Below are 24,676 nucleotides of genomic sequence, written 5' to 3'. Positions count from 1 at the left end.
TTATGAAAAGACTTCTGATGGCTCTCTCTGCGGCCGTCTTGCTGTTGAGCGCTCCTGCGGCGAGCTTTGCGGGCAGCGCCTATTTCATCATGGATGCGAAGACCGGCAAGGTACTGGCATCGAGCAATGCCGATGACCTCAACCATCCGGCATCGCTGACCAAAATGATGACCTTGTACATGGCCTTCGAGGCGATCCATCGCGGCAAGCTGAGCTGGAACACAAGGATCCCTGTATCGCGCGCCGCCGCCGCCAAGCCGCCGACCAAGCTCGGTCTGAAGCCCGGCAGCACGGTGACTGTCCGCGAAGCGGTCGACGGCATGATCATCAAGTCCGCCAATGACGCTGCAGCCGCCATGGCGGAAGCGCTCGGCGGCAGCGAAAGCGGCTTTGCCCGGCTGATGACGCAGAAGGCGCGGGAAATCGGCATGCGCCGCACCGTTTTCGTCAATGCTTCCGGTCTTCCGAGCATGCAGCAGGTGACGACGGCACGCGATATGTCGACGCTGGCCGTCGCGCTCATCAATAATTATCCCCAGGAATACCGGCTCTTCTCGCAGACGAGCTTCAACTATCGTGGTCGCAGCGTACGTGGTCACAACAATCTGATGTACCGCTACGAAGGCATGGACGGGATCAAGACCGGCTATACCAATGCCTCCGGCTTCAATCTCGTCAGCGCCGTACGCCAGGGCAATCGCCGGGTGATCGGTGTCGTCATGGGCGGCGCCACAGCGCGCGGTCGCGACGCATTGATGGCATCGCTGCTGGATCGCAATATCCCGAAGGCAACCTCCGTTTCGTCATCGCGGCTGGTTGCAAGTATCGGCGGCGGCAAGGTTCCGCAGCAGGTCGAAGTGGCCTCCGCTTCCGACGATGTTGGGGTCGATGTCGATACCCAGACCACGGCCACGACGACGCCGGCACGCAAGCGCGTCGAGGTCGTGCCGATGGCATTCGCCGCGGCCTCGAACGTCACCGTGCCGATGGATCGCCCGGCTGCGATGGATGAGATCCTCGTTGCCAACAAGCCGGCGGCGGCGACCGGCAGCTGGCAGGTGCAGATTGCCGCAACGCCGACCGCCCAGGCCGCCAAGGATCTGCTCTCCGAAGCCAAGTCCCGGGCCGGCAATGCGCTCGCCAATGCGTCACCCTATACCGAAGCTGTCGGCAAGGGCGGCAACACGGTCTATCGCGCCCGCTTCGTCGGTTTCGCAAGCCGTGACGATGCGAATTCCGCCTGCTCCGCTCTGAAGCGCAAGGATTTCGATTGCATGCTGCTGCCGAGCAAGGGCTGAGCAGAGTCCCAATTGGATAAAAGCGAGCCGGCGGGGCAAACCTCCGCCGGCTCGACTTTTTTGCAGGAATCGTTCATCTATGTTGAGAACATAAGAGGAACGACATCGATGCTGTCAGATCTGATGAAGCAATTCGAAGCGGCTTCGGCAACCTATGCCGCCGATAACGACCTGGAACGCGACGACGATTGGTTCGTCCTGAAGCTTCAGGAGGAAATGGGCGAATTGATCCAGATCTGGAACAAGGTTACAGGCCGCGGACGCCGCAAGGGCATGAGCGAATCAGAGTTGGCAACGGCTTTGGCGGATGAAACGGCTGATGTGTTCGGCCATATCCTTCTCTTCGCACACCGCAACGGCCTTGATCTCAATGCCGCTGTCGAGCGGAAGTGGCGCTTCCGCCCGCACGAATAGGGAAGGCGGATTTAGGCCTTGGTGCCGCCGACCGTGATCTGATCCATCCGCAGATGCGGCTGACCGACGCCGACGGGCACCCATTGGCCCGCCTTGCCGCAATTGCCGATGCCGGTATCGAGCTTCGTGTCGTTGCCGATCATCGAAACGCGCTTCATGGCATCCGGTCCGTTGCCGATCAGCATGGCGCCCTTGATCGGCGCGCCGATCTTGCCGTCCTCGATGAGATAGGCCTCGGTGCAGCCGAAGACGAATTTGCCCGACGTGATGTCCACCTGGCCGCCGCCGAAGGAGACGGCATAGATGCCCTTCTTCACCGAGGCGATGATCTCGTCCGGCGTCTTGTCGCCGCCGAGCATGTAGGTATTGGTCATACGCGGCATCGGCGTATGGGCGTAGCCCTGGCGGCGGCCGTTGCCGGTCGCCTTCATGCCCATCAGCCGCGCATTCTGCCGGTCTTGCATGTAGCCGACGAGCTTACCGTTCTCAATCAGCACGTTATAGGCCGAAGGCGTGCCTTCGTCGTCTACCGTGATCGAGCCGCGGCGGTTCTCGATCGTGCCGTCGTCGACGACCGTGACGCCGGGTGCGGCGACCACCTGGCCCAGCAGTCCTGCGAAAGCCGATGTCTTCTTGCGGTTGAAATCGCCCTCCAGCCCGTGCCCGACGGCTTCGTGCAGCATGACGCCCGGCCAGCCGGAGCCGAGCACGACATCCATCGTACCTGCCGGGGCTTCGATCGCCTCGAGATTGACCAGCGCCTGGCGCAGGGCCTCGTCGGCGCCGTGGTGCCAATTGTCCTGCGTTACGAAATCGCCGAAGCCGATGCGGCCGCCGGTGCCGAAAGAGCCGGATTCCTGGCGGTCGCCGTCACCGACGATGACAGAGATGTTGATGCGCGTCATCGGGCGGATATCGCGCACGCGATGCCCGTCGGCGCGAAGGATGTCGACCACCTGCCAGCTCGCGGCGATCGATGCCGTCACCTGGCGCACCTTGTCGTCCTTGTCGCGCAGATAGCTGTCGATCCTCTGCAGGAGCTTTGCCTTTTCCTCGAAGCTCGGCGTGCCGATCGGGTTTTCGTCGCCATAAAGCACCTTGTTGGTGCGCTGCGGAGCTGCCGCGTAGGAGCCGGCATAGCCGGAAGTGACGGCGCGCACGGCATCGGCGGCGCGTTTCAGGGCGGCTTCCGAAAGATCCCCGGCATGGGCATAGCCCACGGCCTCGCCGGCAACGGCGCGAAGGCCGAAGCCCTGTTCCGTGTTGAAGCTACCGCCCTTCATCCGACCATTGTCGAACGTCAGCGATTCCGCCTGGACATGTTCGATGAAGAGTTCGCCGTCATCGGCGCCCGACAGCGCTTCGGCGACGATGCCGCGCAGCTTGGCTTCGTCAGCATCGAAAAGAGTAAGGAGATCGGTATTCATGGGTCATGTGCTCCGTTCAGAGCCGATGTAGGCTTCGCATGGCGCAAGAGCAAGCCCATCCCATCAGGGAAGGGCGTCGTAACCGTCCGCGAAGCCCTTCAAGTCCACAGGAATACCAATACCTTCCTCCGGCGACTGGAAGACGATGAAGGTTGCGGTGGCGCCGCTGCGCAGCGTCTTCAACAACTCGTCCTCGAGCACGACCTCGGCATAGCAGCCATCGGAGAAGCAGCGCACGAAATAGGCGCGTCCGATATCCTTGCCGTCGATATTGAGGCCCAGACCGTTCGGCAGCAGCACGCCGAGCGGCGCAAGCACGCGCAGGATCTTCGATTTGCGGTCGGCCGTCTTCAGCACGACGACGGAAAGGCCGATTTCCGGACGATCCTCGGCGATCACGTTCTGCATCAGCGCGCATTGCTCGGCCGAGGCGCCGGCCGGCTTGTCGCAGACGACGGACCATGCGCCGTGGCTGGAACGCACGGTGCCCGGCGGCTGCGGAACCTGGCTCGTGGGAACCTGCTGCGTATGCGGCTGCGGCTTGCCCTGCTGTTCGGGCTGCAACTGCTGGGTCTGCTGCGCCGGCGGCTGGGTCTGTTGTGCCTGCTGCGCCCATACGGGTGCCGCGGCTGCAGCAGCGACGCTGCTGGTAACAAGCAAAAGCCGGGCGAGGGAACGAAAACCCATGGAAACCTCTAGATTCGAATCAGTGCCGCTATTGTTGAAGCCCAGGCCGGCAAATGAAAAGCCCCGGCTGCTGGATTCCAACCGACTACGGCGGAAATACGACCTCTACTCCATTTTGTCCCGGTGGCGCCATGGACCATCATGCAATTTTTCGTATGATGATGAAATGCTTGCCATGTCTGGCTGGTATCGGGGGAGATATTCGCGCAAAAATGCCGCACTAACAAATCTCTTGAGTTGTTGCGGAGCACCCCAAACTGTGGTTTGAAGCGCAATGGATTGTAGGGATACTGCGTTTGAGGAAGATCTGGGATCAAACGCTGGAGGGAGAGACATCGTGATTAAAAGAGCTTACGCGGCTCTGACGGCTATGATCTGTCTGCTTTTTGCGACAGGCAGTTATGCCGATCAGCCGAGACCCTGGGAAACCGGTATGCAGCAGGCGGCGACCGGCAACATGCATCAAATCCGCTGGTTTGAGGCATACACGCTTTGGTTTATCATTCCGATCACGCTGCTGGTTCTCGTCCTCCTGGTGGTGGTCATGGTGAAGTTCCGGGCTTCCAGGAACCCGGTTCCGTCCAGGACGAGCCACAACACCTTGATCGAAGTCATCTGGACCATCGGCCCGGTCCTCGTTCTTCTCTTTCTGGCCATTCCCTCCTTCAATCTTCTCACCGATCAGCTGACATTCCCGGAGCAGACCGATGTAACCGTCAAGGCGACGGCGACGCAGTGGCAGTGGAATTACGAGTATGAGAACAGCGGCGCCACGCCGGTCGCTTTCGATTCCTTCATGCTGAAGGACCAGGATCGCACCGCCGCCGGCAAGGACGACAAGTCGAAATATCCGCGGCTTCTCGCCGTCGACAACGAAATGGTTGTGCCGGTCGGCAAGAACGTCCGCGTCCTCGTCACGGCCGCGCCGGCCGACGTCATTCATTCCTTCGCAATGCCTTCCTTCGGCGTCAGGATCGACGCCATTCCCGGCCGCCTAAACGAAACATGGTTCAAGGCCGACCGTGAAGGCCTGTTTTATGGTCAGTGTTCCGAGCTTTGCGGCAAGGATCACTCTTTCATGCCGATCGCCATCCGCGTCGTCTCCGACGATCAGTACAAGCAGTGGCTGGCCTCAGCCGCGACTGATCTGAACAAGGCGAACAAGGCTCTGATGGCCGCCGTCGACGAACCGACGACCGTCAAGGTCGCCGAAAACACGGCCAAGTAAGAGGGATAGGAACAATGGCTGGATCCAAGGCACACGACGATCACTCGCACGATCTTCAAGACGCGCACGCGCACGACGATCATCACGCGCACACGCCGACCTTCGCCGAGCGTTGGCTGTATTCGACGAATCACAAGGACATCGGCACGCTTTACCTGATCTTCGCGATTTTCGCGGGCGTGATCGGCTTCCTCCTGTCCGTGGCCATCCGCATGGAATTGCAGGAGCCCGGCATTCAGATCTTCAGCGGTCTGGCGTCGATGGTCTATGGTTTTTCGGGCGATGCCGCCATTGATGGCGGCAAGCAGATGTACAATGTCTTCGTCACCGCCCATGCGCTGATCATGATCTTCTTCATGGTCATGCCGGCGATGATCGGCGGTTTCGCCAACTGGATGGTGCCGATCATGATCGGCGCGCCTGACATGGCCTTCCCGCGCCTCAACAATATCTCGTTCTGGCTTCTCGTCCCGGCCTTCTTGTTGCTCATCCTCTCGATGTTCGTCGAAGGTCCGGCAGGCGCCTATGGCGCGGGCGGCGGCTGGACGATGTATGCACCCCTGTCCGGCACGGTCGGCCATCCCGGCCCGGCGATCGATCTGGTCATCTTCGCGCTGCATATCGCGGGTGCCTCCTCGATCCTCGGCGCGATCAACTTCATCACGACGATCCTCAACATGCGCGCGCCGGGTATGACGCTGCACAAGATGCCGCTGTTTGCCTGGTCGGTGCTGATCACCGCCTTCCTGCTGCTGCTGTCGCTGCCGGTTCTGGCCGGCGCCATCACCATGCTGCTGACTGACCGCAATTTCGGCACGACCTTCTTCTCGCCGGAAGGCGGCGGCGACCCGCTGCTCTACCAGCACCTGTTCTGGTTCTTCGGTCATCCGGAAGTCTACATCCTGATCCTGCCCGGCTTCGGCATGATCAGCCACATCATCTCGACCTTCTCGCGCAAGCCGATCTTCGGCTATCTCGGAATGGCCTACGCCATGGTTGCGATCGGCGCCGTCGGCTTCGTCGTCTGGGCTCACCACATGTATGTGACCGGCCTTTCGCTCGACACGCAGCGTTACTTCGTGTTCGCCACGATGGTTATTGCTGTCCCGACGGGCGTGAAGATCTTCTCCTGGATCGCGACGATGTGGGGCGGTTCGATCGAGTTCCGCACGCCGATGATCTGGGCGCTCGGCTTCATCTTCCTGTTCACGCTTGGCGGCGTGACCGGCGTTCAGCTCGCCAATGCCGGTCTCGACCGTGAATTGCATGCGACCTACTTCGTTGTGGCACACTTCCACTACGTTCTGTCGCTCGGCGCCGTCTTCGCCATCTTTGCCGCCTGGTACTACTGGTTCCCGAAGATGACCGGCTACATGTACAATGAGCGGATCGGCAACTGGCACTTCTGGATCACCTTCATCGGTGTGAACATGGTGTTCTTCCCGCAGCACTTCCTGGGTCGTGCGGGCATGCCACGCCGCTACATCGACTATCCGGATGCCTATGCCGGCTGGAATTTCGTCTCCTCCATCGGCTCCTATGTCGCAGCCGTCGGCCTTTGCTTCTTCTTCTGGGGCGTTATAGATGCATTCTCGAAGAAGCGCGTTGCAGGCGATAATCCCTGGGGCGAGGGCGCAACCACGCTCGAGTGGCAGCTTTCGTCGCCGCCGCCGCATCACCAGTGGGAAGAGCTGCCGCGCATCAAGTAGCCTGTTTCCGGACGCCGTGATAAACGGCGTCCGGCTCAACTGACAATTGGAAGAAAGAATGACGCTCATCGACAATCACGAAGCGCTCGCAAAGCAAGGCGATACCGGCCTGTCGGAAGCGAGTGCGCGCGATTATTTCGAGCTTTTGAAGCCGCGCGTCATGTCGTTGGTCGTCTTCACCGCTTTCACCGGTCTGGTGCTGGCTCCCGGCCACATCAATCCGGTCCTCGGCTTCATCGCCATTCTCTGCATCGCCGTCGGTGCCGGCGCCTCCGGCGCTTTGAACATGTGGTATGATGCCGATATCGACGCCGTGATGAGCCGAACTGCGCGCCGGCCGATACCTGCGGGTCGCATCAAGCCATCGGAAGCGCTGGCCTACGGGCTCGTGCTGTCGGGCTTCTCGGTTGTGATCCTCGGCCTTGCCATCAATTGGCTTTCTGCGGGCATCCTCGCCTTCACCATTTTCTTCTATGCCGTCGTCTATACGATGTGGCTGAAGCGTTCGACGCCGCAGAACATCGTCATCGGCGGCGCGGCCGGCGCCTTTCCGCCCGTCATCGGGTGGGCTTGCGTGAGCGGCAGCGTGACGATCGAGAGCATCGTGCTTTTCCTCATCATCTTCCTGTGGACGCCGGCGCATTTCTGGGCGCTGGCGCTGTTCAAGATGGGCGACTACGAGGCCGTCGGCGTGCCGATGCTGCCGAATGTCGCTGGTATTCCGACGACCAAGAATCAGATCGTCGTTTATGCCGTTCTGACGGCCATTGTCGGCGTCGTCCCGGCCTTCATGGGCTTTGCGAGCCTGGGCTATGGCGTCGTCGCCGCGCTGCTGGGTGCGGTCTTCGTACACTGTTCCATCGCCGTCTGGCGCATGGCCGACGGCGACGTGAAGATGGTGCCGGCAAAGAAGCTTTTCGGCTTTTCCATCTTCTATCTCTTCGCGATCTTTTCCGCGTTGCTGATCGACCGTCTCGTTGCCGTGCCGATATCGGGCGGCGTCGGAGGCTGGCTATGATCGAACTGGTTAAGCTCACGGAAGCGCAGAGGAAATCGCGGCGCGGGCGCAATATAGCGCTCGGCCTGGTGCTTGCTGGCCTGGTGGTGCTGTTCTACGCGATTACCATCATCAAGGTCGGCTCCGGACACGTTTGAGGAGGCGTGATGGTGGGGGAGGTCACAAAGAGCACGAGAAGCAGCGGCCGTAGCAACGGGATGATCGTTGCCATGTGCCTGAGCTTCGTCGTCGGCATGAGCGCCATGTGCGCCGCTGCCGTACCGCTCTATCGCATGTTCTGCCAGGTGACGGGTTATAACGGCACGACGCAGCGCGTCGAGCAGGTATCCAACCTCATTCTCGACAAGCAGATCCAGGTTTCCTTCGACGCCAATGTCGCACCCGGTCTGCCCTGGGATTTCAAGCCGCTGCAGAAATCGGTAAGTCCGAAGATCGGCGAGACGGTCGAGGTCAAGTTCGAAATCGAGAACAAGTCGGACAAGATGGAGCGCGGCCAGGCGATCTTCAACGTCTCGCCGCTGGAAGCCGGGGTCTATTTTAACAAGGTCCAGTGCTTCTGCTTCAATGAGACGGATCTCGCGCCCGGGGAAAAGCGCGAGATGTCGGTGGTTTTCTATGTCGATCCCGAGATCACCAAGGCCGTGGAAACCAAGACGATCAACGCGCTGACACTGTCCTACACCTACTACCCGCGGGAGGGCGCTAAGCCCGTGGCATCCAATGACGGCGCTGCGAAGCCGGTGGAAAAGAAACTTTGATGGAGAGTGCTTTCGGTTTGACCGGAAGCAATATGGGAAAAGTTATTCGGGGATTGCTGATATGGCCGAAGTGCATCAGAGAAAACACGATTATCACATCATCGAGCCCAGCGCCTGGCCGATTACCGCGGCCATCGGGGCCTTCGTGATCACCTTCGGCGGTGTCTGCTTCATGCGCTATCTCAATGGCGGCGCGGTGCATCTGTTCGGGATCAATTGGGCGCAGCCCTGGCTGTTCTTCATCGGCCTCGCCGTGATCCTCTACGTCATGTACGGCTGGTGGGCCGATACGATCAAGGAGGCGCATGCGGGCGCGCATACCCGCGTTGTGTCGCTGCATCTGCGCTACGGCATGATCATGTTCATTGCCTCCGAGGTGATGTTCTTCGTCGCCTGGTTCTGGGCCTATTTCGACGTCAGTCTGTTCCCGAACGAGGCGATCCAGGCCTCGCGAACGGCGTTCCTCGGCGGCCAGTTCCCGCCGAAGGGCGTCGAGGTTCTCGATCCCTGGCACCTGCCGATCTACAACACCATCATCCTGCTGCTGTCGGGTACCACGGTCACCTGGGCGCATCATGCGCTGCTGCATGGCGACCGCAAGGGGCTGATCCAGGGCCTGACGCTGACGGTCCTGCTCGGCGCTTTGTTCTCCTGCGTGCAGGCCTACGAATATGCGCATGCACCCTTCGCGTTCAAGAACTCGATCTATGGCGCGACCTTCTTCATGGCGACCGGCTTCCACGGCTTCCACGTTCTGATCGGTACGATCTTCCTGCTGGTCTGCCTGGTCCGCGCCATCAGGGGCGATTTCACGCCGAAGCAGCATTTCGGCTTCGAAGCGGCCGCCTGGTACTGGCACTTCGTCGACGTCGTCTGGCTGTTCCTGTTTTTCTGCATCTATATCTGGGGCAGCTGGGGCGCGCCGGTCGCGGCCGGCTGATCGGCTTCGATCTTTCGATAGTAAAAGGCGGGCGGCTAACGTCCGCCTTTTGTTTTTGTGTCCTCAATCCCTTGAAGCAATCTTCTCGAATGCCGTCGGATGAGGCAGGCCTTTAGCGAGCAATCGTCGGATTTGCTCAGCACAGGCCTCGGGGCTGCTCACGGACGTGTCGATTTCCAGATCGTAGATCCCGGGCCGATGCACTTGCTCCTGCCAGGCAACGACCGGCGCGGGGGCGGGCACGCCAGCCTCAACCCTCACATAAGTTCCTTGTCTTTCCGGTCCTTCCGCCAGCCGCCGCTGCATCACGACATCGAGCGGGCAACGCACGCCGACGAACAAAGCGGGCAGCCCCGCCAGTCGCCGGGCGCAATCGGCAAGGATGCCAAGCGGCTGCGAATAAGCGTCGTGATGGCCGAATTCGGCGACGACATTCAGCCCCATGCGGCTGTGTGCGGCGATCGATGCATAGAGTGCGGCATAAAAGCGCTGAACCAGCGGCTCGAGATCCGGCCGCTCGCCGCCGGGGCGCAAGCCGATGCCTGGGCGATAGCGCGGGGGCGTGACATGCCGTACATAGGCGTCGACCCCGAGATTGACCCACACGCCTTCGAATTCAGCCTGAATAAGCTCGACGATGCTGCTTTTTCCGGATCGCGGCGCACCGTTCAGAATGACGATGTGGCCGGGCGGTGTGTCTTCGCTGACTGCCATGAATTCAATCCTTTTGACATGTTTTCCAGACCGATGACGAGGATGTCAGAGCTTTTCGATTGGACGGATGCGTGCATCGCGGTTACTGATGGTGACAGGGGCGAGATCCACATGGTCGCCCGCAATGACAGGCCGACAGAGACAGAACTTTGGACTCAGAGCAAGACAAGACGCCCGACGGGACACCGCATAGCGACAGCGCTCTCTTTGCGCCCGTCGATCCGTTCAAAGTCGGCATCCAGGGATGTTGTCCGCGTTGCGGCCAGGGCAAGCTCTTCGATGGATTATTGTCGCTGAAGCCGCGCTGCGCCGCCTGCGATCTCGACTACGCCTTCGCCGATGCCGGCGATGGCCCGGCCGTCTTCGTCATCCTGATCGTCGGTTTCATTGTCATCGGCTTGGTTCTGTGGACGCAGATCAATTATGCGCCGCCTATCTGGGTCTATATCGTGCTGTTCGCGCCGTTGACCATCATCCTGTCGCTACTCTCCCTGCGCTGGTGCAAGGGCATTCTGATCGCGCTGCAGTACCGTAACAATGCCAGTGAAGGACGCATCACTCGTGACTGAGTCAAGCATGCCGGCCCGTCGCGCCAATCCCGTGTGGCAGATCGGCAAGGCATTGCTCCTGTTCGTTGCGCTCGTCATCCTGATCGGGCTCGGCACCTGGCAGGTCGAGCGGCTGCAGTGGAAGGAAGGCCTGCTGGCCGATATCGCCGCGCGCAAGGACACGCCGGCCGCGCCGCTATCGGCAATCGAGGCGATGGCTGCCTCCGGCGGCGATATCGAATACCGCGTGGTGACCGCCGCCGGCCATTACCTCAACGACAAGGAGCGGCATTTCCTCGCTACCTATGACGGCGATCCCGGCTTTCATGTCTACACGCCATTGCAGCTGGACGATGGACGCTACGTCTTCGTCAATCGAGGCTTCGTGCCCACCGAGGCCAAGGAGCCCGAAAAGCGCGAGCGAGGCGAACTTACGGGCGAACAGACCGTCACTGGCCTTGCCCGCGCCAAACTCACCGGCCGGCCCGACGGCATGCCGGATAATGATCTCGGCAAGAACATCTTCTTCTGGAAGGATCTGGATAGCATGGCGTCCAGCGTCGGCTTGCCGAAGGACCAGGTGCTGCCTTTCTTCATCGATGCCGACAAGACGCCCAATCCCCAAGGTCTGCCGGTCGGCGGCGTCACCCTCATCGATCTGCCGAACAATCATCTGCAATATGCGGTGACATGGTATGGGCTGGCGGTCGCGCTGGCTGCCATTGTCGCGATATCCTGGTGGCGCAAGCGCCATCCGGATGCACCCTCACAATAGAGGCCCTGCAGTAGAGATATGCAATAGAATAGCTTCAATTCGATGGAATATTCGGCTAGAGCATGATCCCAAAAAGTGCGCAGTGGTTTTTGGACAAGATCGTGCGGACTAAATGGAGCAGGCGGCAGAGCGCACCTATCTTTGGCTGAGCCATCGCTTGCGGATTTCGGAAGAGACATGAACATAGCCGTTTCCAAACCTGACCTGACCATCCGGCTTTGCGGGCCGCGCGGCTTCTGTGCCGGTGTCGACCGCGCCATCCAGATCGTCGTTCTGGCGCTGAAGGCCTATGGCGCGCCTGTTTATGTCCGCCACGAGATCGTGCACAATCGCTATGTCGTCGAAGGGCTGGAGGCCAAGGGCGCCATCTTCGTCGAGGAGCTGGACGAAATCCCGGCCGAACATCGTGCCCAGCCTGTCGTCTTCTCGGCGCATGGCGTGCCGAAATCCGTGCCGGCCGATGCCGATGCGCGCAATCTTTTCTATCTCGATGCCACCTGTCCGCTGGTTTCCAAGGTGCACAAGCAGGCCATGCGGCACAATCGCCTCGGCCGCCACGTCGTCCTGATTGGTCATGCCGGCCACCCGGAAGTGATCGGCACCATGGGCCAGCTGCCGGAGGGCACCGTGTCGCTGATCGAGACGGTGGAGGATGCCGACGTCTACCAGCCGGCCGACCCCGACAATCTCGGCTTCGTCACGCAGACGACGCTTTCGGTCGACGATACCGCCGGTGTCATTGCGCGCCTGCAGGAGCGCTTCCCCAATCTCACCGCACCATCAGCCGATTCGATCTGCTACGCCACGACCAACCGCCAGGAAGTGGTGAAGGAGGCGGCTCCGGGCTGCGATCTCTTCATCGTCGTCGGCGCGCCGAATTCGTCCAATTCCAAGCGCCTCGTCGAAGTCGCGCTCAGGGCAGGGGCGAAGAAATCCGTCCTCGTCCAGCGTGCCTCGGAGATCGACTGGGACAATATCGGCGATATCAAAACGGTTGGTCTGTCCGCTGGTGCATCTGCGCCAGAAGTCATCGTCAACGAGATCATCGAAGCTTTCCGCGCCCGCTACAATGCCGTCGTGGAGCTCGCTGAAACTGTGAAGGAAACCGAGAATTTCCTCGTCAATCGCGAGCTGCGCGGTATCGAGCTGACGACGGCGGACATGGCTTTCGTCAACGGGGATTGAAGAAGGCGTACCTCGTCCTTCGAGGCCTTGCCGCTTGCGCGGACGCTGCATCGGCAAATTACCTCAGGATGAGGGGGCAAGAGTTTCGACGCCAGCCGCCAAGGAGATCAGCCCTCATGGTGAGGAGGCCTAAAGGGCCGTCTCGAACCACTAGGGCGGGGCGGCTACGGTGGCTGGCGTGTATCAAGCAGGGAATAGTGCGTGGCTGTTTATACCGATATTACCGAAGACGATTTGAAGTGGTTCCTAACCGAATATGATGTCGGCGAGTTGCTCTCTTACAAGGGCATTGCCGAAGGCGTCGAGAATTCGAACTTCCTGCTGCATACGAGCCGCGAGCCGCTGATCCTGACGCTTTACGAGAAGCGCGTCGACAAGGGCGACCTGCCATTCTTCCTGGGCCTGATGCAGCACTTGGCGAGCCGCGGCCTGTCCTGCCCGCTGCCCTTGCCGCGCCGTGATGGCGCCTTGCTCGGTCATCTCTCCGGCCGCCCTGCCGCCCTGATCTCCTTCCTTGAGGGCATGTGGCTGCGCAAGCCGGAGGCGCATCATTGCCGCGAAGTCGGCAAGGCGCTGGCCGCCATGCATATCGCCGGCGAGGGCTTCGACATCCGCCGCCCGAACGCGCTCTCGCTGGAGGGCTGGCAGGCGCTTTGGGAAAAGTCCGAGGCGCGTGCGGACGAGGTTGAATCCGGCCTGCAGGGCGAAATCCGCAGCGAACTCGATTTCCTTGGAAAGCATTGGCCGAAGGATCTGCCCGAGGGCGTTATTCATGCCGATCTTTTCCCGGACAATGTCTTCTTCCTGGGTGACAGGCTCTCCGGCCTGATCGATTTCTATTTTGCCTGCAACGATCAGCTCGCCTATGACGTCTCGATCTGCCTCAATGCCTGGTGCTTCGAGAAGGATCACGCCTATAACATCACCAAGGGCATGGCGCTGCTTGAGGGATATCAGAGCGTGCGGCCGCTGAGTGCAACAGAAATCGCGGCATTGCCGACGCTTGCGCGCGGCTCGGCGCTGCGCTTCTTCCTGACCCGGCTCTATGATTGGCTGACGACGCCGGCCGGCGCCATGGTCACCAAGAAAGACCCGATCGAATATCTGCGCAAGCTGCGCTTCCACCGCCAGATCGCCTCATCAGCCGAATACGGGCTGAAGGCATGAAGCACGTCGATATTTTTACCGACGGCGCCTGCTCGGGCAATCCCGGTCCAGGCGGCTGGGGCGCCGTGCTTCGCTATGGCGAGGTGGAGAAGGAACTGTCCGGTGGCGAGGCGGATACGACCAACAACCGCATGGAGCTGATGGCGGCGATTTCAGCCCTCGGCGCTCTGAAAGCGCCTTGCGAGGTCGATCTCTATACCGACAGCGTTTACGTCAAGGACGGCATCACCAAGTGGATTTTCGGCTGGAAGAAGAACGGCTGGAAGACTGCGGATAAGAAGCCTGTGAAGAATGCCGAGCTGTGGCAGGCGCTGGACGAAGCTTACAACAGGCACAAGGTGACGCTGCATTGGGTCAAGGGCCATGCCGGACACCCGGAGAATGAACGGGCCGACGAGCTGGCGCGCAAGGGCATGGAGCCTTTCAAGAGGAAGTAGCTCGTCGGCGACAAACTCGGATTAGCCGTGTCGCACAGAGCTCGATCATGCCAAAATGTGATCGAGCGCGCTTCTCACTCTCGGCTTCGCGGCGGCGGGCAAGGGCAGGATCGGACGCGGCGGATCGATCCTGCAAAGATCGAGCAGTTCGGCAATCGCATACATGACGCGGAAGCTGCCGAACTCCTTGAATAGGTTCCATAGCGGCTGAAACTTCTGATCGAGACGTTCGGCTTCGGCGGTATCGCCGGCTTGCGCAGCCTGTGTGAGCGCCAGCGCCTCGGCGGGCAGGAGGCCGGCGACCACGCTGTACCAGGCATCGGCACCGGCCAGCAGCCCGGCCGCCGCTCCCCAATCGCCGCTATAGCCGATGGCGAAACCCTTTGGCGTTTCTTGGCGCAGACGCCCTATCTCTCCCTCGAAATCGCCTCCTTGCGGCAGAGGCATCTTCACCGCCACGATATTCGTCACCTTTGCCAGGCGGGCAATCAGCCCATCGCTGAATGTAAATTTTGTTGTGCCGGGATTGTTGTAGATGCAAAGCGGCAGTTCGCCGGCCTCCGCGACGGCTGCGAAGTGCTGGTAGACCTCTTCCTCCGTGAGTGGAGTATAGGATACGGGGGCCAACAGCAGCCCATCCGCACCGGACGCCTTGGCATCGCGCGCCAATGCCTGCGCTTCGTCGGTTCGCAGCGCTCCAACCCCAACGATGACGGGGATCTTGCCGCCGACGCTGGCTGTTGCGGCCTGGACAGCCCGCCGGCGCTCGTCGCGTGACAGGAAGGCGTAACCGCCCGTACTGCCGAGCAACCCGATGGAATCAACGCCGGCCAGTTGGATGCGTTCGAGCAGGCGGACGAGCACTACAATATCAACGTGTCCGGAAGCATCGGTCGGGGTAATCGGAAAGGCCGAAAGGCCAGTAAAGAGTGTCACGATTGTTTTCCTTCTCTGTCAGGCTCCGACCAGCGATAGCGCTCGAAAAGCAGAAGCTGAAATCGTCCTACGCTTAGCGCCGTGTGACTGTCCATGAATATGCCGCAGAAATCATACTCCGCGCAGCAGCTTGGTGGCGATCATCCACATCGTAAGAGCAATGAGCGTTTCCAGAATGCGCCAGGACGCGGGTTTCGCGAAGATCGGCCTCAGCCACCTCGCGCCAAAGCCGAGCGAAAAGAAGAACAGGAAGGAGCCCGTCATGGCACCCACCGCAAATGAAGCCTCGTTCCCCGGAAACCGGGTCGAGATCGTGCCAAGCAGGGCAACGGTGTCGAGATAGACATGCGGATTGAGCCAGGTTAGCGCCAGGCACATGGCAAGCGTCTGGCGAAAGCTCGATGATTTCGCCTCTCCGGCAGTCAGCACCGCAGACGAACGCAAGGCGGAATAGAGGCTCTTGGCTCCATACCAGATCAGGAAAGCCGCTCCCGCATAACGCATGACCGGATCGAGCCAGGGCAGGAGGGCGGCGATCTGGCGGAAGCTCGTCACCCCAAGCACGATGAGCGCGGCATCGGAGAGGGCACATGCAAGGCAAACGGCGAACACATGTTCGTTGCGCAGGCCCTGGCGCAGGACGAAGGCGTTTTGCGCACCGATAGCGACAATCAGGCTGAGCCCCATCGTGAGGCCTGTCAGGTAAATCGAAAAATTCATGCTTGGCGAAATGCTCCGAAACGAATGAGCATTTCGGTATCGCCATATGCCGATTTAGGCTAATTAATGTTGCTAACCCGGATTAAGTAAAACTAAGCCATGCTCGATTATTCCGCTCTCCGTGCCGTCTCCATGGTCGTGCAAACCGGCAGCTTCGAAAAGGCCGCGGGCATTCTGAACGTGACGCCCTCCGCCATCTCGCAGCGGGTGAAACAGCTTGAGGAGCGCCTCGGCGTCGTTTTGATCGTCAGGGGCAACCCCTGCACCGCGACGGAAAAGGGCGAATGGCTCTGCCGCCATATGGAAAATGTCGGCATGCTGGAAGACGAGCTGTTCGACCGTCTGCCGGCCCTCATCGATCCGGGCGAGCCCAAGCAAAAAGTAACGCTTCACATTGCCACGAATGCCGACAGCCTTGGGACGTGGTTCGTGGAGGCCATATCGGGTTTTGCCAAGCGCTCTCCCTATCTGCTGAATATCGCCATCGATGACCAGGATCATACCGCCGAATGGCTGCAGCGGGGGCGGGTGATTGCGGCCGTCACCGGCCTGGAAAAACCGATCCAGGGATGCCGGCGCACATCCCTTGGCGCGCTCCGCTATCATGCGACTGCAAGCCCGGATTTCATTGCCCGGTATTTTAAAGCGGGCGTGACGCCGGAAGCGATCATGAATGCGCCGGCCTTGACCTTCAACCAAAAGGACAGGCTTCAAAGCCAGTGGATACGCCAGACATTCGGAAAGGATTTTGCCTATCCGAGCCACTGGCTGCCGTCGACCCAGGGTTTCGTCGATGCCAGTCTTGCAGGCATGGGGTGGGGCATGAATCCCATCCAGCTCGTACGGGAACATCTGCAGGCCGGGCGCCTGATAGAACTTATTCCCAACACCCCGTTGGACATTCCATTATATTGGCAGGTGAGCCGTCTCGCCGCCGATCGGCTTGCCGAATTGACGCGTGAGATAACCGTGACGGCCAAATACCATCTGTCAGCGTGAGCTATGCTTCGCGATGAATACGTTGCCATTCGCCCTGTCACCTGGAACGCAATGTTCGCGAATCGGTGCCTTGCCCCGCTGCCCTTTCCCTCTATGCTGCTCCCGATTTCCAGGGAGATTGACTTATGATCCTGCATTGCGTTTTTCTTCGGCTCAAATCCGCCATGACACAGGACGAGAAGAGGGTGCTCTTCGATTCCGTCGCGGCCTTGCAGAAGGTCATTCCGGGCATTGTCGACGTGAAATATGGGCCGAACGTCTCGCCCGAGGGCCTGCATGGCGGTTTCGCCGATGGATTTGTCGTCACCTTCGAAAGTGTCGAAGCGCGCGATGCCTATCTGGTGCATCCCGATCATGTCGCTGTCGGCGAGCGGATCGTATCGTCCACGGATGGCGGCCTGGCCGGTCTGATGGTCTTTGATTTCAATCTCTAAAACTGCCAGGAGCCGGTCGCAGGGGGTATGCCTGCGACCGGCTCCGGTCGATCAGCTGGATTTCGCCATCGCTGCGGCGAGCTGATCAACGTTATAACGGAACATTTTTTCGTAAGTCGAAGCTGGCCCGTTTGTCTTGGAAAGCGATTCGACATAAAGCTCGCCGCCGGGCTCGGCGCCGGTGGCCTTGGCGACCTGCTTGACTAGGCGCGGATCGTTCGAATTCTCGAAGAAATAGGTCTTCACGTGTTCGGTCTTGATCTGCTCGATCAGCTTGGCGACCTCTGCGGCCGATGCTTCCGTTTCCGTGGAAACGCCGAGCGGCGACAGGAAGCTGACCTTGTATTCGCGGCCGAAATATCCGAAGGCGTCGTGGCTGGTCAGCACCTTGCGGCGGTCTTCCGGGATCTTGTCGAACTTGCCGTGCGCATAGGCATCGAGCTCGGTCAGCACCTTTGTATAGCGCTCGGCGTTGGCCTTGAAATCGGCGGCGTCGGCCGGATCGGCTGATGACAGAGCCTTCTCGATATTGGCGACCCAGATCTTCACATTGACCGGGCTGTTCCACACATGCGGATCGGTGACCGTCTTGCCGTCGTCGACCATCGTGCGCGTGTTGACGCCATCGGAGGTGACAACAGGCGTTCCCTTGTAGCCGGAGGCGCTGATCAGGCGGTCCATCCAGCCCTCCAGGCCTTCGCCGCTGACGAAGACGACCTTGGCGGCATTCAGTGTCTTGGCATCGGCCGGCGAGGGCTCGAATTCATGGGGATCGCCATTCGGGCCGACGAGGCTCGACACTTTCACGTGGTCGCCGCCGACATGCTTGACGACATCGGCAAGCACGGTGAAGGACGCGACGACATTGAGCGTTTCGGCGGAGGCGGGCGCGGCGACGGCGAAGGCGACGAAGGCCGTTGCTGCCGCAGAGAGAAGCAGTCTCTGTTTTTTCATGAAAGTCTCCTTGTTCGGATTAGCCCCGGAGATGGGGACGGGGGAAGAACCGCCGGGCAAGGCCCGAAGGTGCGAAGAGAATGGAGAAGCCATAGATCAGGCTGGCGGTGATGATGATGGTCGGACCTGATGCAAATTCGAGATGATAGGAGGCAATGAGGCCGAGATAGCCTGAAGCCATCGCCGTGCCTGTTGCGATCGCCATCATGGCGGGCAGGCTGCGCGACCAGAGCTGCGCCACGGCCGCCGGCAGCATCATCAGCCCGACGGCCATCAGCGTACCGAGCGCCTGAAAGCTGGCGACCAGATTGAGCACGACCAGCAGCAGGAACAGGAAATGATAGAGCGGTCCGCGCCCACCGACGGCGCGCAGAAAGCCGGGATCGAAGCATTCCATGACCAGCGGCCGATAGATGACGGCGAGTGCGAGCAGCGTTACCGTCGCAATCGCGCCGATCTGGTAGAGGGCGGGTGCATCGATTGCGAGAATGGTGCCGAAGAGCACATGCAGCAGATCGATGTTGGAGCCGCGCAGCGACACGATGAGGACGCCGAGTGCCAGCGAGGTGAGATAGAAGCTGGCAAAGCTCGCATCCTCCTGCAGCACCGTCACGCGGCTGACGAGGCCTGATAGCAGCGCCACCGAAAGGCCGGCCACAAGGCCGCCAAGCCCCATGGCCGTCAGCGACAGCGAGCCGGCAATGAGATAGCCGATGGCCGCTCCAGGCAGAACGGCATGGCTCATGGCATCGCCCATCAGGCTCATGCGCCTGAGCATCAGGAAGACGCCGATCGGCCCGGAGCCGAGGCCGAGGCAGACGCAGGCAATCAGCGCGCGCCGCATGAAGCCATAATCCGCGAAAGGTGCGAGGAAGATATCGTAGACGGTCATTCGGCCGGCTCCCGCTTCACCAGGCCGTCGTCATGCTCTTCTTCCGGCAGGCATGCTTCGTCTTCTTCATCCCAGCGCTCGGCCATGGCGCGCGCCTTGATGAGGTTTGAGGAGCTCATGATATCCTGCGTGTTGCCCCATCCCACAAGTTCGCGGGCGATCAGCAGCGTTTCGGGGAAATAGGTTCGCACCTGCTCGAAATCGTGCAGCACGGCGATGACAGTGCGTCCCTCCCGGTTCCATCGGAGCACGAGGTCGAGAAGATCGCGAGTCGTGCGCTGATCGATCGCGGTGAAGGGTTCGTCCAGCAGGATGACGCGCGCGTCCTGCAGCAGCAGCCGCGCAAAGAGCACGCGCTGGAACTGCCCGGCCGAAAGCGAGCCGATATGCCGGTTTTCGAAGCCTGACAGGCCGACGATGCCGAGCGCCTCGCGCGCACGTTCGACATCCTTTCGGGAAAACTGGCCGAAAGCGCCGGCATTCTTCCAGGCGCCAAGCATGACGGTATCGGCAACCGAAATCGGAAAGCGGCGGTTCATATCGGCCGCCTGCGGCAGATAGCCGAAATCGTTGCGTGTCAGCGCGCCGCGATCGATCGAGCCCTCCGCCGGCCGCAATTCGCCGACGATCGCTTTCAGAAGCGTCGACTTGCCAGCCCCGTTCGGCCCGGCAATCGCCGTCAGGCTGCCTGCGGCAAATCCGCCCGAGATATGATGCACGGCCGGGTGACGCTCATAAGTGACGGTGAGATTGCTGAGCCGGATCAGATCGTTCATGCCAAGGCCACCGCCCAGCCGATCGCCGCCCAGAGCACCGCAATGCCGATCGCGACATAGGCAAGGCGTGTCAAGGCGGAGCGCCCCATAAGGGACGGCGCAAAAGGATCACGATCAAAAGGCATTTTTTTGGGGGCTTTCAATTATGTAATAACATTACACGCAGTAGCCGATGAAATACGGCAAAAAAGAGGCGGAGACTAGATTGATGCTCGTTGAGCACCAGCAATTGGCGCTTTGTGCCGTTGATGCTATATATGGCGCATTATTTGTTATTGGTCACTTGATCGGCCTATAAGGGAGGCGCCTATGAATGTTTCTATCGGCGAGCGCTGGGAGAAATTCGTGGAGAAAACGGTGGAAGAGGGACGTTACAGCTCCGCCAGCGAAGTTGTACGGGAAGGTCTCCGGCTCGTGGAGGAACGTGAGGCGAAAATAGCGGCTTTGCGGCATACTCTGGAGGCATCGATCGCCCGTGGAGGCGATATATCAGATGAGGAGCTCGGTGCCGCTTTGGAAGCCAAGGCTGCTGAACTGGCAAAAGAAGGCTATTAAGTGGCTCGGCTTCGTTATACAGCCGATGCTCAAAGCAATATCCTTGATATTCTTGTATATATAGCGCGCCAAAGTGGCAGCCAAAAAGTCGCTTTGAAATTTACTGAGCAACTGCGCCGTAAGTGCGCAAGTCTTGCGGCTTTGCCGGGCCAAATGGGCCGCCTGCGGCCGGAGCTGAGAGACGATATGCGCAGCTTTGCATTTCGTGGTTATGTAATCTTCTTCCGCTATATTGATGATGTTTTCGAGGTTTTGAATGTGCTCGAAGGACATCGCGATTTCGATACTCATTTCAACGAAGAAGAATGAAGCAGAGCGCCTCTGAGACGCTCTGCTTCTTCCATCTGAATAGTATCAGAGCTGCTCGATCATCGCAGCAGCACCCGAGACCGTGGCTTGGCCGGGGTTTTCCTCGATGTTGAGCGTCTTCACCACGCCGTCTTCCACCAGCATGGAGTAACGCTTCGAGCGGATGCCGAGGCCGCCGGCGGAGAGGTCGACATCGAGGCCGAGCGCCTTGGTGAAGGAGCCGTCCCAGTCGGCGAGGAAATGGATCTTGCCCAGACCGCCGGACGATTGCGCCCAGGCGCCCATGACATGCCAGTCATTGATGGCAACCACGGCGATGTCATCGACGCCCTTGGCGAGAATCGTGTCGCGATTCTCGAGATAGCCGGGCAGGTGATTGAGCGAACAGGTGGGCGTGAAGGCGCCGGGAACGGCAAAGAGCACGACGCGCTTGCCGGCAAACAATTGCTCGGTGCTGATTTCGACCGGGCCGTCGGCGGTCTTTTCCTTGAAGGTGGCGGCAGGCAGCGTGTCGCCGATGGCGATGGACATGGTTCTCTCCTTGCGTTGTGAATTCGGGGCGCCGCTGCGCCGGCAATTATCTGAAGCGGATGCTGGAAACTATAGGTCCGGCCTATTCGAGCGCAAGTGTGGTTTCCATCGCTCGGTCGCCGTCGACGACCAGAATGCCCCAACTCTTGCCCTTCGGATCATAATTCTTCGGCAATTTGCCGATCTCGATATCGGTCGAGAAGCTGCTCCCATCCCGCTTTGCATTCATTTGCTGGAAGAACACGTAGCCGGACGGTCCCGTCACGTAGATCGTCGGCGCATCACCGGTTGCCTCCGGCAATGTTAGGCGCAGTGAAAGATTTTTAGCATCGGCGGAGATTTTGCGGCTTTGAATGGCGAAATCGGATGAAGGAGTTTCCGGCAGCCGTGCTTTCGCCGCATCCAGCAGGGCCAGTTCATGCGATGTCGGCTGCTCACCCGCCGGCAGCGGCAATGAATAGTCAGCCTGGAAGGGGATGCAGATCTCCTTGCAGAGACCCACGAAAGCGGTCAGCTTGAGGTTCGCCGGTACCTTGCCGGTAACGCGAAAATCGAGCGGTAAGGTCACCGGCGCATCATAGCCGATCTCCTTGATATTGCCGACGGTGATCTGCTTCGGCACGGGGTAGCCGGTCTTTTCCAGCGTCACGCCGCTATCGGGCGCCAGCGTCACCTGGGGCGGAATTCCGCCCTGGCCCGGCTCGCGCCAATAGGTGATCCAGCCGGGTTCCGGTTCGATCTGCAGGGCGGCGCGGATATGCCCTTCCGCATCGGGCGCAAGCGCCACCAGGCGCATGCGTCCGCCTTGGTTGTCCACCCATTCGCTCATGGCGGCATGGGCCGTTGCGGCGGAGAATAGGGTGGCGACAAACAATACCGACAGGCGTGCAAGCGTGCTTATTCCAATCATGAAACAAGGATTTAATGGATCGGGCCGCCAGGAGCCAGCATAACAGAAGAGGGAAATGATCATTTTCAGTTGATTGATTTATGACATTGCCCCATCTTGATTATAGGCGGTGCAGGTGCAGACTGCGGTCAGGAGGCACGATGTCCCTATCGACGCTGAAGAATAGACGCGAAAGAGGTTTTCTTGACGGTCAGTTCCTGATCGCCATGCCAGGCATGGAGGATCGCAATTTCCACCGGACGGTGATCTATATCTGTGCCCATTCCGATGCGGGTGCCATGGGTTTCGTCATCAATCGCGCCCAGAAGCTGACATTCACCGACGTCCTCTTCCATCTCGAAATGATCAAGGACGACGATGCCATCGTGCTTCCGCAAGGCGCGCGAGATTTTCCCATCCAGACCGGCGGTCCCGTTGAAAGCGGGCGTGGCTTCGTTTTGCATTCCGACGATTACATCAGCGACAGCAGCATTCCGGTCAGTGACGATATCAGCCTGACGGCGACGCTCGATATCGTTCGGGCCATTTCAAAGGGAAGCGGTCCGAAGCGCGCGACGATGCTGCTCGGCTATGCCGGCTGGGGTGCCGGTCAGCTCGAGGCGGAGATCGGCAATAATGGCTGGCTGAACTGCCCGGCGAACGAAGAACTGATCTTCGACCGCAGCCTCGACAACAAGTATGATCGGGCCTTGGCGCTCATGGGCATCAACCCCGCAATGCTGTCGCCGCACGCCGGCCATAGCTGAGCCGATTTGTGCTGTTTCGGAACGAAATAGCAGGTGCGACGTTTTCCCGGTAGCGCAACGGCAATTCCGCCGTGCCAGCCAGGGAGGCGTCAGACATGAGCAGCACGACCGACAAGGTGTCCGGTAAGGTGAACGAAATCGCCGGCAAGGCCAAGCAGATGACCGGCAAGGCGACCAACAACAAGAGCATGCGCGCCAAGGGCGCTGCGCAGGAAGCCAAGGGCAAGATGCAGACCGCCGTTGGCAAGGCCAAGGACAAGGTCAAAGGCGCAGTCGACCGGATGTGACCGGCTGTTTGTATTTGTCAATCCATGGTCGCTGCTCCGTCTGAATTGACGTTGTAGCAGCGATGTTGGGAGGAAGAGCCTGTTACGGAAACGTGGCGGGCTCTTTGTTCTCGCCAATCTATCTTTTCCGAGGGGAGCATGCGGCTTTTCACCTGCGACCATTGCGGTCAGCCCGTCCATTTCGACAACAGGCAATGTGTCCGCTGCGGCCACCAGCTCGGCTTCATTCCCAACCGTCTGGCGATCTATGCACTCGACGTCGAAGACGATGTGACATGGCATCCGGTTTCCGAGCCCGAGCGGCATGTGCGCTTCTGCGCGAACGCCGAACTCGACATCTGCAACTGGCTCGTCGATGCCGATGATCCCCAGCCGTATTGCGCCGCCTGCCGTCATAATCGGCTGGTACCGAATACCGGCACGCAGCAGGGTATAGACCGTTGGCGGCGTATCGGTCAGGCGCAGAGGCATCTATTCTATTCCCTGCTACGCTGGAATTTGCCGCATCCCGATCGGCAGCAGGATCCGGATGGTGGCCTGGTGTTCGATTTTCTCGAGGATGAAATGCAGGGCGGCACCGTCGTCCCGGCCATGACCGGCCACGAGGAAGGGCTGATCGCTATTCGTGCGGCTGAGGCGGATGACGTGACGCGCGAACAGACGCGCACCTCCATGAACGAGCCGTATCGTACCTTGCTGGGCCACTTCCGCCACGAGACCGGCCATTTCATCTGGAACAAGCTTGTTCGCGACCGCGGGCAGTTCGATGGCTTTCGCGCCGTCTTCGGCGATGAACGCGCCGATTATGGCACGGCGCTTCAGACCCATTACGACAACGGCCCGCCCGCGAACTGGCAGGAGAGCTTCATCAGCGCCTATGCAAGCACCCATCCGTGGGAGGATTTTGCCGAATGCTTCGCGCATTATCTGCATATCGTCGATACGCTGGAAACGGCGCGTTCCTTCGGCCTGGCGATCGACCCTTATCACTATCACGACATGGCGGCGGAAGTGGATTTCAATCCCTACGAGGCTCAAAGCGCCGAACAGCTCGTCAAGGCCTGGATCCCCTTGAGCGTGGCAATCAATTCCATCCAGCGCAGCATGGGACAGCCGGATTCCTATCCCTTCATCCTCTCGCCGCCGGTCGTCACGAAGCTCGACTATATAAGGCAGCTGATCGACAGCGCCTGATTAGAGCCTGCTGCTTTCATACGGAAGCATATCCTGAGTTTGTGAGGTAGTTTGCGCATTCGGCTGGCGAGAAGCAGTCGAGCATTTCACCAGCCTTGCGCCATGTCGCTTCGACTGTGCGAGGCTGT

The 24,676-nt window shown here is 60.1% G+C and carries 31 protein-coding genes; 20 read left to right on the top strand and 11 right to left on the bottom strand.

Annotation, left to right across the window (positions count from 1 at the left end; genetic code table 11):
- Positions 1–2: 2 nt before the first annotated feature.
- Positions 3–1,298 (top strand): D-alanyl-D-alanine carboxypeptidase, encoded by a 1,296-nt coding sequence (locus HGP16_RS14880; RefSeq protein ID WP_168840806.1) that lies wholly within the window; start codon positions 3–5, stop codon positions 1,296–1,298.
- A 108-nt stretch (positions 1,299–1,406) separates the two neighbouring features.
- Positions 1,407–1,712, top strand: a complete 306-nt coding sequence (locus HGP16_RS14875) for a pyrophosphatase (RefSeq protein ID WP_168840805.1) — start codon at positions 1,407–1,409, stop codon at positions 1,710–1,712.
- A gap of 11 nt (positions 1,713–1,723) precedes the next feature.
- Here HGP16_RS14875 and tldD read toward each other — a convergent pair whose 3' ends face one another.
- Both tldD and HGP16_RS14865 read right to left on the bottom strand, forming a co-directional pair.
- Complete coding sequence (gene tldD, locus HGP16_RS14870) at positions 1,724–3,139, bottom strand: metalloprotease TldD (RefSeq protein WP_168840804.1); 1,416 nt, start codon at positions 3,137–3,139, stop codon at positions 1,724–1,726.
- A gap of 63 nt (positions 3,140–3,202) precedes the next feature.
- Positions 3,203–3,826, bottom strand: a complete 624-nt coding sequence (locus HGP16_RS14865) for an invasion associated locus B family protein (protein WP_168840803.1) — start codon at positions 3,824–3,826, stop codon at positions 3,203–3,205.
- A 337-nt stretch (positions 3,827–4,163) separates the two neighbouring features.
- Between HGP16_RS14865 and coxB the strand changes: the two genes are divergently transcribed.
- From coxB to HGP16_RS14835, 6 genes are all read left to right on the top strand, one after another.
- On the top strand, positions 4,164–5,054 hold the full coding sequence (coxB, locus tag HGP16_RS14860; protein WP_168840802.1) for a cytochrome c oxidase subunit II: 891 nt from the start codon (positions 4,164–4,166) through the stop codon (positions 5,052–5,054).
- A gap of 14 nt (positions 5,055–5,068) precedes the next feature.
- Positions 5,069–6,763: a cytochrome c oxidase subunit I gene (gene ctaD / locus HGP16_RS14855; RefSeq protein WP_168840801.1), complete on the top strand. Its 1,695-nt coding sequence runs from the start codon at positions 5,069–5,071 to the stop codon at positions 6,761–6,763.
- Positions 6,764–6,821: 58 nt separating this feature from the next.
- Entirely contained in the window at positions 6,822–7,781 is a 960-nt protein-coding gene (locus tag HGP16_RS14850) for a heme o synthase (protein ID WP_168840800.1), read from the top strand.
- Entirely contained in the window at positions 7,778–7,918 is a 141-nt protein-coding gene (locus tag HGP16_RS14845) for a hypothetical protein (protein ID WP_168840799.1), read from the top strand. Before HGP16_RS14850 ends, HGP16_RS14845 begins: the two co-directional genes overlap by 4 nt.
- A gap of 9 nt (positions 7,919–7,927) precedes the next feature.
- Positions 7,928–8,539 carry a cytochrome c oxidase assembly protein gene (locus tag HGP16_RS14840; RefSeq protein WP_168840798.1) on the top strand — a complete coding sequence of 204 codons (612 nt, stop codon included), beginning with the start codon at positions 7,928–7,930 and terminating at the stop codon, positions 8,537–8,539.
- Positions 8,540–8,600: 61 nt separating this feature from the next.
- Entirely contained in the window at positions 8,601–9,479 is an 879-nt protein-coding gene (locus HGP16_RS14835; protein ID WP_168840797.1) for a cytochrome c oxidase subunit 3, read from the top strand.
- Positions 9,480–9,542: 63 nt separating this feature from the next.
- On the opposite strand, the gene HGP16_RS14830 is transcribed toward HGP16_RS14835, so the two are convergent.
- Positions 9,543–10,193, bottom strand: a complete 651-nt coding sequence (locus HGP16_RS14830; RefSeq protein ID WP_168840796.1) for a chloramphenicol phosphotransferase CPT family protein — start codon at positions 10,191–10,193, stop codon at positions 9,543–9,545.
- Between the two features lie 149 nt (positions 10,194–10,342).
- On the opposite strand from HGP16_RS14830, the gene HGP16_RS14825 reads away from it, so the two are divergent.
- The 5 genes from HGP16_RS14825 (at position 10,343) to rnhA (ending at position 14,305) form a co-directional block, all read left to right on the top strand.
- Positions 10,343–10,762: a DUF983 domain-containing protein gene (locus HGP16_RS14825; protein WP_168840795.1), complete on the top strand. Its 420-nt coding sequence runs from the start codon at positions 10,343–10,345 to the stop codon at positions 10,760–10,762.
- Positions 10,731–11,516, top strand: a complete 786-nt coding sequence (locus HGP16_RS14820; protein ID WP_168840794.1) for an SURF1 family protein — start codon at positions 10,731–10,733, stop codon at positions 11,514–11,516. Before HGP16_RS14825 ends, HGP16_RS14820 begins: the two co-directional genes overlap by 32 nt.
- A 177-nt stretch (positions 11,517–11,693) precedes the next feature.
- On the top strand, positions 11,694–12,701 hold the full coding sequence (ispH, locus tag HGP16_RS14815; protein ID WP_168840793.1) for a 4-hydroxy-3-methylbut-2-enyl diphosphate reductase: 1,008 nt from the start codon (positions 11,694–11,696) through the stop codon (positions 12,699–12,701).
- Positions 12,702–12,902: 201 nt separating this feature from the next.
- Entirely contained in the window at positions 12,903–13,868 is a 966-nt protein-coding gene (locus HGP16_RS14810) for a homoserine kinase (protein WP_168840792.1), read from the top strand.
- Positions 13,865–14,305, top strand: coding sequence for a ribonuclease HI (rnhA, locus tag HGP16_RS14805; RefSeq protein WP_168840791.1), 441 nt, complete (start codon positions 13,865–13,867; stop codon positions 14,303–14,305). The genes HGP16_RS14810 and rnhA overlap by 4 nt, the downstream gene beginning before the upstream one ends.
- A gap of 45 nt (positions 14,306–14,350) precedes the next feature.
- Here the strand turns inward: rnhA and HGP16_RS14800 are convergent, their stop codons facing one another.
- Entirely contained in the window at positions 14,351–15,241 is an 891-nt protein-coding gene (locus HGP16_RS14800) for a dihydrodipicolinate synthase family protein (RefSeq protein WP_168840790.1), read from the bottom strand.
- Positions 15,242–15,352: 111 nt separating this feature from the next.
- Complete coding sequence (locus HGP16_RS14795) at positions 15,353–15,961, bottom strand: LysE/ArgO family amino acid transporter (RefSeq protein ID WP_168840789.1); 609 nt, start codon at positions 15,959–15,961, stop codon at positions 15,353–15,355.
- Between the two features lie 99 nt (positions 15,962–16,060).
- On the opposite strand from HGP16_RS14795, the gene HGP16_RS14790 reads away from it, so the two are divergent.
- Together HGP16_RS14790 and HGP16_RS14785 are read left to right on the top strand one after the other, a co-directional pair.
- Positions 16,061–16,960, top strand: a complete 900-nt coding sequence (locus tag HGP16_RS14790) for a LysR family transcriptional regulator ArgP (RefSeq protein ID WP_168840788.1) — start codon at positions 16,061–16,063, stop codon at positions 16,958–16,960.
- Between the two features lie 125 nt (positions 16,961–17,085).
- Positions 17,086–17,394: a Dabb family protein gene (locus tag HGP16_RS14785; RefSeq protein WP_168840787.1), complete on the top strand. Its 309-nt coding sequence runs from the start codon at positions 17,086–17,088 to the stop codon at positions 17,392–17,394.
- Positions 17,395–17,445: 51 nt separating this feature from the next.
- Here HGP16_RS14785 and HGP16_RS14780 read toward each other — a convergent pair whose 3' ends face one another.
- Genes HGP16_RS14780 through HGP16_RS34420 form a run of 4 tightly spaced genes read right to left on the bottom strand, consistent with a single transcriptional unit; the run spans position 17,446 to position 20,141 of the window.
- Complete coding sequence (locus HGP16_RS14780) at positions 17,446–18,348, bottom strand: metal ABC transporter substrate-binding protein (RefSeq protein WP_168840786.1); 903 nt, start codon at positions 18,346–18,348, stop codon at positions 17,446–17,448.
- A gap of 19 nt (positions 18,349–18,367) precedes the next feature.
- Positions 18,368–19,240: a metal ABC transporter permease gene (locus HGP16_RS14775; protein WP_168840785.1), complete on the bottom strand. Its 873-nt coding sequence runs from the start codon at positions 19,238–19,240 to the stop codon at positions 18,368–18,370.
- Positions 19,237–20,016 carry a metal ABC transporter ATP-binding protein gene (locus HGP16_RS14770; RefSeq protein WP_168840784.1) on the bottom strand — a complete coding sequence of 260 codons (780 nt, stop codon included), beginning with the start codon at positions 20,014–20,016 and terminating at the stop codon, positions 19,237–19,239. The genes HGP16_RS14775 and HGP16_RS14770 overlap by 4 nt, the downstream gene beginning before the upstream one ends.
- Positions 20,013–20,141: a hypothetical protein gene (locus HGP16_RS34420; RefSeq protein WP_281408227.1), complete on the bottom strand. Its 129-nt coding sequence runs from the start codon at positions 20,139–20,141 to the stop codon at positions 20,013–20,015. Before HGP16_RS34420 ends, HGP16_RS14770 begins: the two co-directional genes overlap by 4 nt.
- 184 nt (positions 20,142–20,325) lie before the next feature.
- Between HGP16_RS34420 and HGP16_RS14765 the strand changes: the two genes are divergently transcribed.
- Positions 20,326–20,571: a type II toxin-antitoxin system ParD family antitoxin gene (locus HGP16_RS14765; RefSeq protein ID WP_168840783.1), complete on the top strand. Its 246-nt coding sequence runs from the start codon at positions 20,326–20,328 to the stop codon at positions 20,569–20,571.
- A complete protein-coding gene (locus HGP16_RS14760; RefSeq protein WP_168840782.1) occupies positions 20,572–20,880 on the top strand; it encodes a type II toxin-antitoxin system RelE/ParE family toxin in 309 nt (102 codons plus the stop codon).
- A gap of 45 nt (positions 20,881–20,925) precedes the next feature.
- Here HGP16_RS14760 and HGP16_RS14755 read toward each other — a convergent pair whose 3' ends face one another.
- Together HGP16_RS14755 and HGP16_RS14750 are read right to left on the bottom strand one after the other, a co-directional pair.
- Positions 20,926–21,411, bottom strand: a complete 486-nt coding sequence (locus tag HGP16_RS14755; protein ID WP_168840781.1) for a peroxiredoxin — start codon at positions 21,409–21,411, stop codon at positions 20,926–20,928.
- Positions 21,412–21,493: 82 nt separating this feature from the next.
- Positions 21,494–22,321: a protein-disulfide reductase DsbD domain-containing protein gene (locus tag HGP16_RS14750; RefSeq protein WP_168840780.1), complete on the bottom strand. Its 828-nt coding sequence runs from the start codon at positions 22,319–22,321 to the stop codon at positions 21,494–21,496.
- Positions 22,322–22,461: 140 nt separating this feature from the next.
- Between HGP16_RS14750 and HGP16_RS14745 the strand changes: the two genes are divergently transcribed.
- The 3 genes from HGP16_RS14745 (at position 22,462) to HGP16_RS14735 (ending at position 24,548) form a co-directional block, all read left to right on the top strand.
- Complete coding sequence (locus HGP16_RS14745; RefSeq protein WP_168840779.1) at positions 22,462–23,067, top strand: YqgE/AlgH family protein; 606 nt, start codon at positions 22,462–22,464, stop codon at positions 23,065–23,067.
- A gap of 95 nt (positions 23,068–23,162) precedes the next feature.
- A complete protein-coding gene (locus tag HGP16_RS14740; protein ID WP_168840778.1) occupies positions 23,163–23,354 on the top strand; it encodes a CsbD family protein in 192 nt (63 codons plus the stop codon).
- Between the two features lie 138 nt (positions 23,355–23,492).
- Entirely contained in the window at positions 23,493–24,548 is a 1,056-nt protein-coding gene (locus tag HGP16_RS14735; protein ID WP_168840777.1) for a putative zinc-binding metallopeptidase, read from the top strand.
- Positions 24,549–24,676: the final 128 nt, after the last annotated feature.

It is taken from the genome of Rhizobium sp. P40RR-XXII (assembly GCF_012641405.1).
In the GTDB taxonomy this organism is placed as follows: Bacteria; Pseudomonadota; Alphaproteobacteria; order Rhizobiales; family Rhizobiaceae; genus Rhizobium.
Note: the sequence above shows the minus strand (reverse complement) of the source record. Positions and strands in the feature narration are given on the sequence as shown.

Excerpts from the sequence above, each read along its gene's own strand:
- HGP16_RS14880 (WP_168840806.1), top strand. The coding sequence starts at position 3 with ATGAAAAGACTTCTGATGGCTCTCTCTGCGGCCGTCTTGCTGTTGAGC.
- HGP16_RS14875 (WP_168840805.1), top strand. The coding sequence starts at position 1,407 with ATGCTGTCAGATCTGATGAAGCAATTCGAAGCGGCTTCGGCAACCTAT.
- tldD (WP_168840804.1), bottom strand. The coding sequence starts at position 3,139 with ATGAATACCGATCTCCTTACTCTTTTCGATGCTGACGAAGCCAAGCTG.
- HGP16_RS14865 (WP_168840803.1), bottom strand. The coding sequence starts at position 3,826 with ATGGGTTTTCGTTCCCTCGCCCGGCTTTTGCTTGTTACCAGCAGCGTC.
- ctaD (WP_168840801.1), top strand. The coding sequence starts at position 5,069 with ATGGCTGGATCCAAGGCACACGACGATCACTCGCACGATCTTCAAGAC.
- HGP16_RS14850 (WP_168840800.1), top strand. The coding sequence starts at position 6,822 with ATGACGCTCATCGACAATCACGAAGCGCTCGCAAAGCAAGGCGATACC.
- HGP16_RS14845 (WP_168840799.1), top strand. The coding sequence starts at position 7,778 with ATGATCGAACTGGTTAAGCTCACGGAAGCGCAGAGGAAATCGCGGCGC.
- HGP16_RS14840 (WP_168840798.1), top strand. The coding sequence starts at position 7,928 with ATGGTGGGGGAGGTCACAAAGAGCACGAGAAGCAGCGGCCGTAGCAAC.
- HGP16_RS14835 (WP_168840797.1), top strand. The coding sequence starts at position 8,601 with ATGGCCGAAGTGCATCAGAGAAAACACGATTATCACATCATCGAGCCC.
- HGP16_RS14830 (WP_168840796.1), bottom strand. The coding sequence starts at position 10,193 with ATGGCAGTCAGCGAAGACACACCGCCCGGCCACATCGTCATTCTGAAC.
- HGP16_RS14820 (WP_168840794.1), top strand. The coding sequence starts at position 10,731 with ATGCCAGTGAAGGACGCATCACTCGTGACTGAGTCAAGCATGCCGGCC.
- ispH (WP_168840793.1), top strand. The coding sequence starts at position 11,694 with ATGAACATAGCCGTTTCCAAACCTGACCTGACCATCCGGCTTTGCGGG.
- rnhA (WP_168840791.1), top strand. The coding sequence starts at position 13,865 with ATGAAGCACGTCGATATTTTTACCGACGGCGCCTGCTCGGGCAATCCC.
- HGP16_RS14795 (WP_168840789.1), bottom strand. The coding sequence starts at position 15,961 with ATGAATTTTTCGATTTACCTGACAGGCCTCACGATGGGGCTCAGCCTG.
- HGP16_RS14790 (WP_168840788.1), top strand. The coding sequence starts at position 16,061 with ATGCTCGATTATTCCGCTCTCCGTGCCGTCTCCATGGTCGTGCAAACC.
- HGP16_RS14785 (WP_168840787.1), top strand. The coding sequence starts at position 17,086 with ATGATCCTGCATTGCGTTTTTCTTCGGCTCAAATCCGCCATGACACAG.
- HGP16_RS14780 (WP_168840786.1), bottom strand. The coding sequence starts at position 18,348 with ATGAAAAAACAGAGACTGCTTCTCTCTGCGGCAGCAACGGCCTTCGTC.
- HGP16_RS14775 (WP_168840785.1), bottom strand. The coding sequence starts at position 19,240 with ATGACCGTCTACGATATCTTCCTCGCACCTTTCGCGGATTATGGCTTC.
- HGP16_RS14770 (WP_168840784.1), bottom strand. The coding sequence starts at position 20,016 with ATGAACGATCTGATCCGGCTCAGCAATCTCACCGTCACTTATGAGCGT.
- HGP16_RS34420 (WP_281408227.1), bottom strand. The coding sequence starts at position 20,141 with ATGCCTTTTGATCGTGATCCTTTTGCGCCGTCCCTTATGGGGCGCTCC.
- HGP16_RS14765 (WP_168840783.1), top strand. The coding sequence starts at position 20,326 with ATGAATGTTTCTATCGGCGAGCGCTGGGAGAAATTCGTGGAGAAAACG.
- HGP16_RS14755 (WP_168840781.1), bottom strand. The coding sequence starts at position 21,411 with ATGTCCATCGCCATCGGCGACACGCTGCCTGCCGCCACCTTCAAGGAA.
- HGP16_RS14750 (WP_168840780.1), bottom strand. The coding sequence starts at position 22,321 with ATGATTGGAATAAGCACGCTTGCACGCCTGTCGGTATTGTTTGTCGCC.
- HGP16_RS14745 (WP_168840779.1), top strand. The coding sequence starts at position 22,462 with ATGTCCCTATCGACGCTGAAGAATAGACGCGAAAGAGGTTTTCTTGAC.
- HGP16_RS14740 (WP_168840778.1), top strand. The coding sequence starts at position 23,163 with ATGAGCAGCACGACCGACAAGGTGTCCGGTAAGGTGAACGAAATCGCC.
- HGP16_RS14735 (WP_168840777.1), top strand. The coding sequence starts at position 23,493 with ATGCGGCTTTTCACCTGCGACCATTGCGGTCAGCCCGTCCATTTCGAC.